Source organism: Microbulbifer sp. CNSA002, assembly GCF_047324085.1.
Lineage (GTDB): Bacteria > Pseudomonadota > Gammaproteobacteria > Pseudomonadales > Cellvibrionaceae > Microbulbifer.
Map to the genome: position 1 here is coordinate 1,117,373 of NZ_CP172449.1, position 13,401 is coordinate 1,130,773.

The 13,401-nt window shown below is 42.7% G+C and carries 10 protein-coding genes; all 10 read right to left on the bottom strand.

The window, feature by feature from the left end:
- Nucleotides 1-232 precede the first annotated feature (232 nt).
- Entirely contained in the window at nt 233-835 is a 603-nt protein-coding gene (locus ACG1BZ_RS04870) for a class I SAM-dependent methyltransferase (protein WP_413664619.1), read from the bottom strand.
- Between the two features lie 868 nt (nt 836-1,703).
- Nucleotides 1,704-2,180 (bottom strand): YcxB family protein, encoded by a 477-nt coding sequence (locus ACG1BZ_RS04875; protein WP_413664620.1) that lies wholly within the window; start codon nt 2,178-2,180, stop codon nt 1,704-1,706.
- Nucleotides 2,181-2,991: 811 nt separating this feature from the next.
- Nucleotides 2,992-3,501 (bottom strand): hypothetical protein, encoded by a 510-nt coding sequence (locus ACG1BZ_RS04880; protein ID WP_413664621.1) that lies wholly within the window; start codon nt 3,499-3,501, stop codon nt 2,992-2,994.
- 52 nt (nt 3,502-3,553) lie between these two features.
- A complete protein-coding gene (locus ACG1BZ_RS04885) occupies nt 3,554-3,892 on the bottom strand; it encodes a hypothetical protein (RefSeq protein ID WP_413664622.1) in 339 nt (112 codons plus the stop codon).
- A gap of 1,352 nt (nt 3,893-5,244) precedes the next feature.
- Nucleotides 5,245-5,679: an FxLYD domain-containing protein gene (locus tag ACG1BZ_RS04890; RefSeq protein WP_413664623.1), complete on the bottom strand. Its 435-nt coding sequence runs from the start codon at nt 5,677-5,679 to the stop codon at nt 5,245-5,247.
- 627 nt (nt 5,680-6,306) lie between these two features.
- Complete coding sequence (locus ACG1BZ_RS04895) at nt 6,307-6,705, bottom strand: hypothetical protein (protein WP_413664624.1); 399 nt, start codon at nt 6,703-6,705, stop codon at nt 6,307-6,309.
- A gap of 282 nt (nt 6,706-6,987) precedes the next feature.
- A complete protein-coding gene (locus ACG1BZ_RS04900) occupies nt 6,988-7,335 on the bottom strand; it encodes a ribonuclease E inhibitor RraB (protein ID WP_413664625.1) in 348 nt (115 codons plus the stop codon).
- Between the two features lie 820 nt (nt 7,336-8,155).
- The gene (locus tag ACG1BZ_RS04905; RefSeq protein ID WP_413664626.1) at nt 8,156-8,881 is read right to left on the bottom strand and encodes an SIMPL domain-containing protein; all 726 of its coding nucleotides are present in this window, start codon (nt 8,879-8,881) and stop codon (nt 8,156-8,158) included.
- Between the two features lie 818 nt (nt 8,882-9,699).
- Entirely contained in the window at nt 9,700-9,999 is a 300-nt protein-coding gene (locus ACG1BZ_RS04910) for a hypothetical protein (protein ID WP_413664627.1), read from the bottom strand.
- A gap of 1,309 nt (nt 10,000-11,308) precedes the next feature.
- Entirely contained in the window at nt 11,309-12,826 is a 1,518-nt protein-coding gene (locus tag ACG1BZ_RS04915; protein ID WP_413664628.1) for a tetratricopeptide repeat protein, read from the bottom strand.
- Nucleotides 12,827-13,401 lie beyond the last annotated feature (575 nt).

Sequence of the window (13,401 nt, forward strand, 5' to 3'; positions counted from 1 at the left end):
GTAGTGAAAGTTCACGTTCTTATCTGTGGAGATCTACTTAGCTTGCCGCTGTGCAGTTGTCAGCGTAACTGCGTACTCAGAAGTAGCTCACTGCAATGACACTCAACTCAATAGAAGAGCTGTTTGAGACTATCGTTGGGTAGGGGTTCATTATGGATAGAGAACTGACTGTTGCGGATCTGCGCGATGGCTGGTGTGGGGGCTGGTGGCTAGAAACAACTTGCTACCCGATTTAGATTTTTCTCGCTACGATGGAGAATATATGCCAATGATGCGGTGTACCATCTGTAGTTTTTCCTGAAAGGTCATGTTCAGTCCACTTTAATAGCTCAAAGTTACTGAGGTGTTTTCTTATCTTCGATTCATTCATAACTAGAGTATCATTCCAGAAAGCTTCCTTATCATACTCAGGCCCAGCCATTGTGTCTTTCGGCCCTAGGAATGAACCGCAAAAAATTCCACCTTTTGTCAAAGAGTTAGTTATTTTCAACCAAACAGATTCAAAATCTTTTTCAGGACAAAAGAAAAGACTGGCATCAGCAACTATTAGTGAGGACTCAGGATAATTGAAACTGCTAAAACTATCCATTGATAGAATAACCTGCTCATCATCTTTAAATCGTTTGCGACATCTAGATATAGATTCATTCTCAATATCAAAGGCATGAACTATGAAATCCTTACCGCGTAAATAAGCTATATCTGATCCTGCTCCACAGCCACAATCAACAGCAACCTTTCTTCCTTTTACTTCGCTAAGAGCATAGATTAAATCTTCTCGAGTATCACTATGTTCTGTTAAGTCATAATAGTTGGAAATTTCTTTCGATGACATTCCCTGTCTCCGATGAGAAGAAAATATAATGCCGCCAACAGCAGCCGAGTGTAGCGAATTCCAGCCCCGAAGGGGCAATACTGGTTAGCCCTGGTACGCCCAGTATGGGCATGGACGAATAGGGGTAAAGTCCCCTGTCGGAAGATCACCGTTTAATAGGTTCCATTAAATGCTAACTACTAACGAATGGCAACTGCAACCCCGTGAGGTCTTGTGGAGAGGAAGCCGCTAGCAAAGACGAACAGAAACATCCTATAAGGCTTAGCCTGGAGGCGAGGTGGCTAAGGACACCGAAGTCGGGTGATCAAGCGGGTAGGGTCAATGATGCAGTTGTGTAGTGAAAATTCACGTTCCAATCTGGGGAGATCTGTTTAGCTTTCTGCTGTGAAGTTGTCGGGGTTGTTGCAGACTAAGAAGTAGCTCACTGCAATGATACTCAACTCAAATGAAGACCTGTTCGGTACTTTCGTTGGGTAGAGATTCATTACGGATAGGGAAACGCTCATTGCCTATCCTCACGATGGGTGGTGTGGGGGCCGGTAGCTATAAACTACCGGCTACCCAATTTAAGTTTTGGCAAGTTTGGAACATAGAACCTCCACTACACCAGCTGTATTAAAGTTTAATTTATAGTGGAGCCAATTTTTACCTTCCAAGGCTTCACCCTGCTTAAGATCTTCTTTCATCCTCCCAGAATCATGTAGGGTGTGACAAGAATCAAAGCTCTCAGACTCAGAAATCTCGTATTCTGAATTTTAAAACCGAAATCCTTGCGTATTCTCACACTTGATAGTGATGTGGTTTTCTTGCCAATCATTGAATTCCAAAACGAGGTCAGCACAATCAAATTTGAGGGCGATCTCTAATATCAACCCTTAATCTTGGTAACTATCTCATTAATTAATTCAGGAGGTAATAACGATTTAGATAAATACTGTTGCCCTCCAGATTTAGTCACCAAAATAAGCCCTAAATCAGTTTCAATAGTACGCTCGATATCTGCCCACAACAGAGCTGTTACCGTATAAGAATTTTTTGTCTGGATTCCATCCTTGTCTATAGTTAATTTCACTTCACTACCGGCACTTTTCCCAAGCATCTGCCGTGCTAACCACCAAGCTCGTCGAAATCGAATATGTATGAGCTCCAGCGCGCCCAACGCAATTAACGTGCAACTTGCGATCTTAGGTTGCTCAGTAAATAACAGTAATCCCACACCAGAAGATAATAATAATGTAGGAAGAAGATAATTCGGCTTGATATTTTTCCCATAAGGTAGAGACTGATCAAAGCATTCGGCAAGGTAATCTCTAGATAAGGTAAACTGAGTATTAAAAGGCTGCATAAAAACAACTTATTGTGTCTAGTAAATTTGTCGTAGCACTTCAGTGGGTGTCAGGGTGATTCTATAAGCTAATGTTAATTACGCCACATCTCTTAATAAGACCTCGACTTAGCCCCACATTACGCCCTTGCAACGGCAAATTACAGATTCGAAGGCGTAGTAATTTGTCCGCTTGCCTAAATTTGGCACGCCCAGCATGGACGTGAACTAATCGGGTAAAATTCCCCTGTAGGAAGATCACCATTTAATGGGTTCCATTAAATGCTAACTACTAGCGAATGGCAACTGAAACACAGCAAGGTCTTCTGGGGAGGAAGCGGCTAGTAAAGCTATGAGCTGATGAACAGAAGCATCTTATTTGGCTTGGTCTGGAGGTGAGGTGACCAGGGGCACTGAAACCGGGTGATCTAACGGGTAGAGTCAAGGATGCAGTTATATGACAAAAGTTCACGTTCTTATCTGAGGAGATATGTTTAACTTGCTGCTATGAGGCTGTCAGCGTGGCCGCTGACTCATAAGTAGGTCCAACCCGCTAGCCACCACCGCGGGGATAGACAAAATTGGTGGAATATAGTAACGCTTCGGTTAGCAATGACAGAGGTGATTTAACAGAAGTCAGTCGACGACATAGTAGTCTAATGCCAAGATGAATACCTTGGACATGGTGAAAGCCTGAGCCCAAAATCCATTAGTTAAAAAATAGGGCTAGGTTATCGATATGTTTTCAGTTGGATAAAGTTGAGGTAGCATAATGCCATGACACTCAACTCAAATGAAGAGCTGGTCGACACTATCACTGAGTAGAGATACATTACGAACACCGGCCACGCCGGCTGGAGCCAATTATTGGCCCTTGTTCTGTGTGGTTGCTTGACCACACCCTACCGGTAAGTTTGCAGTTTTTCTTGAGCCACCTACACGCACGGTTATAAATCTTTGAAACATCATCTCCCGAAATAGATGAAATATCTTTCCATATTGAACCAGGACTAGTATCTAAGAACAACCTTCCAGTAGGAAACTGAGGATTTGGCCTCATATCCCTTTCCCATTCGATGCATGAATAGGACTTGCTCCTCATTTGCCATAAATCCTTGCTAGGTCCAGTATCAATCAAGTTTGCAGATTCAATCAGAATCTCTTCTGCACGAGCATCAATTATTAGCCAATGGTTTGTATCATTTGTCTTGTAAAGAGCTGACTTATCCCAAGACGCAGGATAGAACCTATTAGCAACCCTGATATCAAACCTCTCTGATATGTATTTCTCGAGAAGAATTTCATCATCTTGAGTTAGAGAGATTTCTATTTGTTTACCCATAGTCTTTACGCAGAACGCCTGTATAAATTGTGCCGAAGCGGTAGCGTAGGCATCAATTTGATACATTTGTTCTGTGTTGATCTAGTTCACAATAATAATTATAAACTGGACCAGGATTAATTGGATTCCAGCCTTCGTTTATTGCACTCTTAATACATGATTCAATTAACTTTGGAGTCACAGAGTTTGGATAGCTAGTTATTGCAACATCTGGACGCAGCCACTTGAATTCAACCGATAACGTAGAACCTTTTTGGCTATCTAATTCAATAGCAGCAAGCATTTTCCCACCTTGACAAGCTTGTGTGTAAGTAGGCCGGTCTCGTACGATCCAACGGTATGAATTTCCTTTTACTACAATTTTTCTACTTCCCTTTTTAGGTATACTCACGATAACTCCTTTGACACAGAACACCAAGCTTGCACACGCAGGCGCGATAGCGCCAGAGTCGGATGCAGCGCATTGTTAGACATTGATATCTGAAGTATTGTAACGTTCTCTACACACATATTCTTACTTCAACATCTCTTTCTTCAGGAGGCTCGATCATATCAAACTCTTCACCAGCACATTGAATTCTTTGATCGCCGTTAGAAGTAAGTTTCTTGAGTAATACTTCCATGTCAGCCTGGTCTATGACACGGAACTTGCCATCAACGTGGATCTCGTTGCTTTCTAAATGAAGAAGGTAGATAGCAACCGTCCGCTCTTTGATAAATTATTTTTAGGAGATCAAGCTTCTTTCTATAACTTTCATACACAACTCTAGATGAATCATCTTCATCAATATTAAGCCAGAATCCTTCGTATTTTTCTTCCATGACTACTTACGCATAACGTCGTGCTTACCGGCGAGTAAAAAGCGTGCTTTTTGCGAGTCCCAGCCTACGCAGTAGGCGGTCCGGTAGAGCACTTTGTTATGGCTTAGCCTGTACACACTAGCTCACGTTCTTGTACTATATTGCTGTCTTCAAAAATGAACTCGTAGATAAAGCAGCCCTCGACCGATTCATCGAAAAATTCAGGTTCCAACTCCAGAGTTGGCGAACACAACCGAGTTTGCTTCCCAGACGTATACCAGTAGTACTTTTTGGGTGTTTTGAAGAACACCGACTCTTTTGGGATTAATTCCAAATAGACCCGCTGTGATTCAGAGGTTAGATCAACTAACTCCCACTTCTTTTTGTTATCGGGATTACCGCAATAATACTGGGCTCCCAATGAAGAGCAACCTCCCAACGTCAAGAAAATTACCAATAATAGATTGAGCTTAGGAAAATTCATAATGATCCATAACGCTGAGTGAATCGGCTGTGTTGCTGCGAAGCAGTGCTTTTAGCGGTCCAGCCCGAAGGGCGATCATTGTAGGTGTTGTTAAGCATTTATTGCACTGTAACCGAGAATATTGCAACATAAACTAAAAATAACTGCCCTAGCCATGCAGGCCATTTTGAAAAATGAAGAAGCATGATGCCAGCGGCTGTTAATGATGACCCGAAGACAATGCCATATAAAGCGTACAGTCCCTCGGCTAGCCCGCATCCATCTGTAAATAGGAAGCAAGTATAACTATGGATATGCGCCAACACAGATACAAGAATTAGAATGCATCTTGTCGCAATTTTAAATTTGGAAATAATATATTTTATATTTTGCCATAGCTTTATTGCTTAATGCCATCAATGATGGGCCAGAGCACGCAGTGCGAAGATTCAGCACCACGGGGGGCATTGATTGACTTGTTAAACGCGACGGCTCGCATAAGAAATTTCAATTGTATATGTATAATCTTTTGTAACTCTTTCTGGGAACACGCGATCACAAACTACACTAAAACTTTCGGTTGAATTTGCTGCCAGAAACCCTAGCTCCTTCTGACAGCGATCAACCTCGATACCACTTTTTAGAACGACCACATCAATGGTCACATTCTTCCATGAGTCTTCGGTGTTATTTTTGATGACACCGCCGATTATGTACTCTCGCATATCTCGAATATCTGAGTGATCACTGATTTCAAGCTCGTTGCCACCAGAGTACTGAATATATTCCTTTGAATAAAAGATGCGTTTTATCTTCTTCTCAGCCCTCTGACCTCCCTCTACGGCCAGAAAAACACCAATACCAAAGACAAAACCAAAAGCCAGCTTTTCTCCAATCCAGCGCATTATTCTCATATGATTCCTTACGTTTAACGTCTTTAGCATGCGAGCGCTTTTTATGGAGCCGAAAGGCGGAACGAAAGTGGGTCGCGTGCCTGAGTTGGTTAAATGCTTTTACCATAAAGTCTTTTAACATAGTAAAACACATTAGATGATAACCAAACCAGTATAAGTTGAATTAACAATTCACAATAGGTTAAGTCATACGAGGCCTCACCATCCATGCGGATAAACCAATGTAAGAAAGGAGGGGGACCAACGAAGCCTTGGTAAAACCAAAGCCTCCACCAAACGATAGAAGCAACAAACAAGCCCAATAAGATCAGTAATTGTATTCCTGTAGTCTTGATTCCTTTCTTCATTTCATTCCCGCTATTTAAAGCCTTCGGATTACGTTACAAAACAAGAAAAAGTGGCCAACGACGAACAGTACAATCGTCATCAAAATCATTGATCTGCTACTTGTCACATAAGTCAGAATAGCTGCGACGGTTAGCACCGCTATATCGAGTAACGAAATCCTAAAGCCTGGCTTGAATTGACTCATATAGAAATTCCAGTTAACGCTTTGCTAAAGGGCAGCCGAAACACAGTGTAGGCTGTCCGTGGAGGGCGCAGCCCGGAACGTATTTAAGCAACTTGTTAAGTTTTCAGGCGCGACAAATCTTCACAGACAGGTTCAAATTCTGAGAGAACTTCAATACATTCATTAGCAGTATAAATACAATAATGAACAATTGAACTTTCTCGATAAATATTACAGCTAAACATATGAAAACGCTCAATTAAATCCGATGCTTTTGTTTGCTGAAAAGTAGCGGCTGGATTACCTATCGTACTTTCTGGAGACAACAAAAAGCCTTCATCTACTCTGTGGTAGTACATCGGGCCAGCCAGAGGAAATCTCACTCGTAATGCTTGCTTATTCGAGATCTTGTCACAGTAAGCCTCTAAAAGTATTCGAAAACCCTCCGAATCGTCATGGATTGCCTGAAACGAAAAATCTCGATACTCAGGAAATGGGTTCCAGCTTAAATTCATAATATTTCCGTAAACTTAACGCCTCAAACACCGGCTTGGTAGTGTGAAGGCCTGAATCTAAAATCGATGAGTTCAAAGACAGGGTTCGCCTACCGGTATGTTTTCAGTTGGATAAAGTTGAGGTAGCGCAATGTCATGACACTCAACTCAACTCAACTCAACTTAAGTGAAGCGCTGCTCGACACTATCGTTGGGCAGAGATTACGGATAGGAACCGCCCATTGCAGACTCACACGATGGCGGGTGTGGGGGCCGGTGGCTAGAAACTACCGGCTACTCGATTTAGGATTGGGTTTGTGCACAACAACCCCAGCCGTTAAGAACACCATCAAAGAGGCTTGAAATACATACCATGAGCCCCGAGACAGAAGTAATAATGTTCTGGTTAATAGGCATATTTATCACCACTGTTACACGATGAGCCCCATCATGCTCGCCTTCAAGAGTGGCGTGTCCATAGTTATAGTCATTTATGAACTCGCAGATTAGTTTCGCTTTTTCTTGAGTTGGAGCTTCAATAAGAAAGTCTACATCTCTGTGTAGATCGAAGTTATCTCCCTGAGAATTCAACAAATTTAATACGTCAATATCAGCTTCTGCTGCATCCATCATCTTTTCAATTACTGACATGTTCTACCTTTAGTCTAAAAGCCTAGCGCTCGGATTTTCAGCTGGTTTGAAGCGCAGCGGAAAAACAGTCCGGCAGCATGCGCTTGGTACGCCCAGCATGGGCGTGAACTAATGGGGTGAAAGTCCCATGCAGGAAGATCACCGTTTAATAGGCGCCATTAAATGCTAACTACCAGTGAATGGCAACTGTAATACCGGGAGGCCTTGCGGGAAGAAGCCGCTAGCAAAACTACGCGCTGGCAAATAGAAACATCCTATAAGGCTTAGCCTGGAGGCGAGGTGGCCAGGGGCACCGAAGACGGATGATCTAGCGAGTAGAGTCAGTTATGTAGTTGTGTAGTTGTGTAGTGAAAGTTCACGTTCTTATCTGGGGAGATCTGTTTAGCTTGCTGCTGTGAAGCTGTCAGTATGGCCCCTGACTCATAAGTAGGCCCAACCTGCTAGCCACCACCGCGGGGACAGACAAAAGTGGTGGGACATAGCAGCGCCCTGGGTCAGTAGTGGTCAGGGTGATTAAGCAGAAGTCAGCCGATGGCATAGTAGCCAAATGCCAAGATTAATACCCTGGACAAGGTGAAGGCCTGAACCTAAATCCTTGAGCTGAAAGACAGGACTAGCTTACCGATATGTTTCCAGTCGGATAAAGTTGAGATGGCGCACTGCCATGATACTTAGCTCAAATGAAGACCTGCTCGACACTATCGTTGGGTAGAAATTCATTACGGATAGGGAGCCGCCCATTGCGGACCCGCATGATGGGATGTATGGGAGTGGTAGCTAGAAGCTATCGTCCCCCGATTTACACTTTTTATCACTTAAGCTAGTTAAGTTCATATATTGCGGTAATTCTTTGTCCCACTTTAATATATTCCGGCACCGCCATAACTAAGTCCATACCGTAAGAATCTGCGGCCATAGCCAGTGCATATTCTTGGGGGTTGTACTCTAAGGAAAATATAGCGTACGCCTGACCAAAGTTTTCCTCCGTAGTTATACCATATACACTTTTTACCTTTCTAGATTGGGCTTGGGCAAGAGCATTAGCTTTTTTCCGAGCTTTTACACTAAGCTCAGTTATCATTTTCTCTTTGTACTCTTCTTCTTTAGACGTCTCAAAGAATGCATCTATATTTTGAACTCCATCTAGCCGGATCAGTTCATTCATTAGGCTGGGGTATTTATCGAGGTTCGTTAATCTCAAATTGAATCCTTGCTGTACCTCATAACCCAAAACCTCCAAATTATAGGCTCCGTCTTTTCTAGCGCGCTTTGTGTTTTTATCAATTTGGGTTGACTCTAAGCTTGAAATGAGTACCCCATGCTTTTTAAGCGCCTCCAACATCAGTGCTGAGGATTTTGTTAATTGCTCCATAGCTCTATTAGAGGATTGTTCGTAAGCCAATATACTGAAGCGTACTTTTACTACATCGGGCTTTACCTTTTGCTCAAGTTTCTCCGTGACAATAACGAACGGAAAGTTAGGTACTGGATTTGCAGTAACTGCCAATGACATAGCAAGCGTTAAAGCCAAAACAATAAATTTCATGCACGATTCCTTTTTGAGTTTTAACGCCTCAATCACCCGCAGCCGAAACATAGCGAAGTGAAGTATAAGCTGTCGGGCGCCGAAGGCGCGTAGTTAATTGACTTGGTACGCCCAGGACGGGAGTGGACTAATGGAGTGAAAGTCCTCTGTAGGAAGATCACCATTTAATGGATTCTATTAAATGCTAACTGTTAGCGAATGGCAACTGCAACATCGTGAGGTCGTGTGGAGAGGAAGCGGTTAGCAAAGACGAACAGAAACATCCTATAAGGCTTGGCTTAGAGGCGAGGTGGCAAAGGACACCGAAGCTGGGTGACCTAACGGGTAGAGTCAATGATGCAGTTGTGTAGTGAAAGTTTACGTTTTTATCTAGGAAGATCTGTCTAATTTGCTATTGTGAATCTGGCAGCGTGGCCGCTGACCCATAATTAGGTCCAACCCACTAGCCACCACCGTGGGGATAGACAAAAATGGTAGGACATTGCCGCGCCTCGGTCAGTAATGGCTGATGAGCTTATTAAGCTAAAGCCGGCAGACTGCATAGTAGCGCCCAATGCCTAGATGAATAGCTTAGACACGGTGAAAGCCTGAACCTAAATCCATGAGTTAAAAGGCAGGGGTAGCCTACCGATATGTTTTCAGCTGGATATAACGTTGAGGGAGAGTACTGCCATGACAATCAACTTAAATGAAGAGATGCTTGACTCTAGTGTTGGGTAGGGGTTTATTACGGATAGCGAACCACCCATTGCGGATCCGCATGATGGGTGGTGTGGGGGGCGGTAGCTAGAACTACTGGCTACCCAATTTAGCTTTGATTACTCGCAAAATTCGTCTTCATTGAGTTCAGCTGCAGAAACACCTTCCATTCCAGCTAGGCGATAGATATTAATTAACAAGTTCACGAAACCCTTTGCAACCCAAGAGTCGCACATGTACTCGATTTCCACGGAATTTCCATCAATATTCCATTCCTGAGGCTCCAACTGTTCTTCCAAAGTTAACTGCTCATCTAACCACTCTCTCTCACCTTCATCATCCGTTATCTCAAGCAGCTCACGGATACCTTCTCCCAACGACGAGATCGCATTGATAGCACCCTCAGTATCCATGCTCATAGTTCCCTCCTCGAGAAAGCTCTCAATTTTAGACCTTTTATCTTGAGGAACATTGAAATTAATTGTTATGTAAAATTCTGACATTTTCTTATATCTTTAGGTTTGACGGATTATGTGGATGTGAATGCTAGCGCCGCAATCAGTCGCGGCTTATTTTATATACTTTTTGCGCGTAAATGGGAGCGTAGCAGCCATACAAAAGTACATAAAGTAAGATGTCGGTGGCATTGATTGACTTGGTACGCCCAGCATGGTTGTAAACTAATGGGGTGAGAGTCCCATTCCCATGTAGGAGGATCACCATTTAATGGGGTCCATTAAATGCTAACTACTAGCGAATGGCAACTGCAACACCGCGAGGCCTTGTGGGGAGGAAGCGGCTTTTAAGGCTACGAGCTGACGGACCGAAATATCTTATGAGACTTAGTCTGAAGGCGATGTGGTTAAGGGTACTGAAGCCAGGTAATCTACAGGATTGAGTAAATGATACAGTTGTGTGGTGACGGTTCATGTTCTCATCTGGGGAGATCCATCTAGCTTGCTGCTGTGAAGCTGTCAGCGTGGCTGCTAACTCGGAAGTAGCGCACTGCCATGGGACTCAGCCCAAGTGAAGAGCTGTTCGACACTATCGCTGGGTAGAGATTCATTATGGATAGGGAAATACCCATTGCGGACCTGCTTGATGGGTGATGTGGGGCCGGCAGCTAGAAACTACCGGCTATCCGGTTTAGTAGATTTATTCTTCATCTGAAATGTCGTAACATGATATTGTAAAATCTATATCAAGTTTCGCTGTTGCAGACAACTCCTCCCTCTTAAAGCCAAAATTACATTGATCTTTATAGAAGTAACCTGCATAAATTCTCGTCTCTTCAGCACCACATCCATATAGCTTTTTAAGGTTTACTTCGAGGGTCCGACATTAACCTGTTGTTATATGGTATTTCAGCGGGAACTTCTAGCTGGGCAGTACCATAAGGAACAGGCTTACCTCGATAGGGCCCTTTCGGGGAAATCTCTCCAAGCTCTAATTTATCTTGAAGTCGAACCCCTGTGATATTCTCTGCTTCCTTTGAAGAAAATTTTTCTGCACGAAGTAGAACACTCAATCTAAGCTCGGCGATCATTACTTCAAATTCCTATCAAAAAAAACCGTATATGGATAGACAGATAACTACAGTCTACTGCCATGATACTATCATTGGGTAGAGATTCATTACGGGTAGGGAACTGCCCATTGCGGAACCGCGCGATGGGGGGTATGGGGGCCGGTAGCTAGAAACTACCGGTTACCCGACTTCTGGCTTTTCTATTCGTTTAACACGTTATATTTTTTTAGTTCTTTTGCACACTGCCTGTGGCCTAAATTAGCCCCCATCTTTAGATATTTTATCGCAGTTTCTTCGTCATTTGGCCAAGTTCTCCAGCTATATGCTCTACCCAGAGCCCACATTGCATCAACGTTACCAAGTTCTGCAGCCATCTTCCAATATTTCTCCGAAGCTTTAATATCCATATCCCATGAGCGAACAGAGGAATTATATAAATGACCAATAATTGTCATACATTCAGGGTCTCCAGAATCAGCAAGAAGCTTGATCTCATCAAATAAAATCTTCCAGTGTAATAGGCCTGCTTCTCCTGGGTGGTCTGAATACCATTTGTAAGTCTGAAGTGCATTTTTCGATGTTGTCTTCGGTAATTTCTTGAGAACAAACTTAAAGCCATTTCTTCTCAATACTAAGTTAACATCGATGCCTTTATTGGCCCATGATATTTCAGAATAATTCTCTCTAATTTCTTGCTGAAAAAACTCAATGTTCCAAGCTAATATTTTCTTGTTGAAACTTTCTAGGTCCAATTCTAATCCGTCTTGGGCTGAATTGATTTCAACCATTTTAAATTTGCTATCGTCCAAACTTATATTGATACCAAAACCTGAAAAGTTGTGTTCTTCTATTTTTTTCAATTTCGATATAATGGCCGTAAATGTAAACCCCATTATTCCATGATCAGAAAGAGAGTGAATTGCCTTCTCGGAAGAGCAAGAGTATTCATTTAAGTAAGCTAATGTAAGCTTACCAAGCGGGCCATCAATAAATTTTCGATTTTTACCCCTAAAAGACTTTGGAGAGAACTCCTCTTTTTCAGCTTCCTTAACCAAAATATTGGTGGGTCTTTTAATTCTTGCTATGAAAATACTACCGACTAGCTCCCTTTCAATAGAGCAGTCAAATTCAACGTTATCTTCGTAATCATCTAGTGCAGTCAAAGCCAGCTTTTCTGAAGTCCCTTTGTAATAAATCGTATGTCCATCTTCAGACATAAATTTCATATAACAAATAGTGCCAAAGTCACTGTCTATCCAGTCAGACTCCAATAATTTTGCTTTGATTCTGACCCTGCCTTCAGGAAGATAGAGTCCCTCAGTATCACCAGCTATATCTCCTTCGTAGCTTTCCTCATCGTATACTTTTTTGGAGACCTTTCTGTCTTTTATAAAATAGTGTGTTTGCCCACCATCATCCCATTGCTCTCGCAAACTAATGTATTCGCAACCCGTTAAAGCTATTGATTTAATTAGCCAGACTGGCGAGTCAATCCTTCCGCTATAGGCAGAAATATTGATATTTGACTTGGTTCTTTGAAGGCTTTCAACTGTTATTTCATTTTCTAGGTTTTTGTCATTGAAAGCCTCTAACTTATAAAGTGCACTATTAAGATCTTGATGACTTTCATTCAGTAATTTTCTAATTTTCTTGCTTGCAAGAGATGCGTCATCCGTATTTGAATAGGAAATTTGAAAGAAAAGATTTACTTCACTCACTCATTACTCCTTGTGAACGTTATTAGTTATATCGCCAAAATAGGCTTAACGCTCTATCTGAGGCCAGGACGCTCAAAGAATGGGCGTGAACTAATGGGGTGGAACTCTCCTGTAGGAAGATCACCGTTTAATGGGTGCCATTAAATGCGAACTACTAGTGAATGGCAACTGCAATACCACGAGGTCTTGTGGGGAGGAAGCCGCTAGTAAAGCCATGGTCTGACGTACAGAAACTTCATACAAGGCTTAGCCTGTGTACGAGGTGGCCAGGGACAGCGACACCGGGTGATCTAATGGGCAGAGTCAATGATGCAATTGTGCAGTGAAAGGTCACGCTCTTATCTTGGAGATCTGTTTAGTTTGCTGCTGTGAAGCTGTCACCGTGACCGCTGACTCACAAGTAGGTCCAACCCGCTAGCCAGCGTCGTGAAGATAGAAAGCAAGTGGTGGAACACAGTAGAGCCTCGATCAGTAATGACCAAGGTGATTCAACAGAAGTTAGACGACGGCATTGTAGCCTAATGTCAAGGCTAATACCTTGGACACGGTGAAGGCCTGAACCTAAATCCATGAGG

Excerpts from the sequence above, each read along its gene's own strand:
- ACG1BZ_RS04880 (WP_413664621.1), bottom strand. The coding sequence starts at position 3,501 with ATGGGTAAACAAATAGAAATCTCTCTAACTCAAGATGATGAAATTCTT.
- ACG1BZ_RS04905 (WP_413664626.1), bottom strand. The coding sequence starts at position 8,881 with ATGAAATTTATTGTTTTGGCTTTAACGCTTGCTATGTCATTGGCAGTT.
- ACG1BZ_RS04910 (WP_413664627.1), bottom strand. The coding sequence starts at position 9,999 with ATGAGCATGGATACTGAGGGTGCTATCAATGCGATCTCGTCGTTGGGA.
- ACG1BZ_RS04895 (WP_413664624.1), bottom strand. The coding sequence starts at position 6,705 with ATGAATTTAAGCTGGAACCCATTTCCTGAGTATCGAGATTTTTCGTTT.
- ACG1BZ_RS04875 (WP_413664620.1), bottom strand. The coding sequence starts at position 2,180 with ATGCAGCCTTTTAATACTCAGTTTACCTTATCTAGAGATTACCTTGCC.
- ACG1BZ_RS04870 (WP_413664619.1), bottom strand. The coding sequence starts at position 835 with ATGTCATCGAAAGAAATTTCCAACTATTATGACTTAACAGAACATAGT.
- ACG1BZ_RS04900 (WP_413664625.1), bottom strand. The coding sequence starts at position 7,335 with ATGTCAGTAATTGAAAAGATGATGGATGCAGCAGAAGCTGATATTGAC.
- ACG1BZ_RS04890 (WP_413664623.1), bottom strand. The coding sequence starts at position 5,679 with ATGAGAATAATGCGCTGGATTGGAGAAAAGCTGGCTTTTGGTTTTGTC.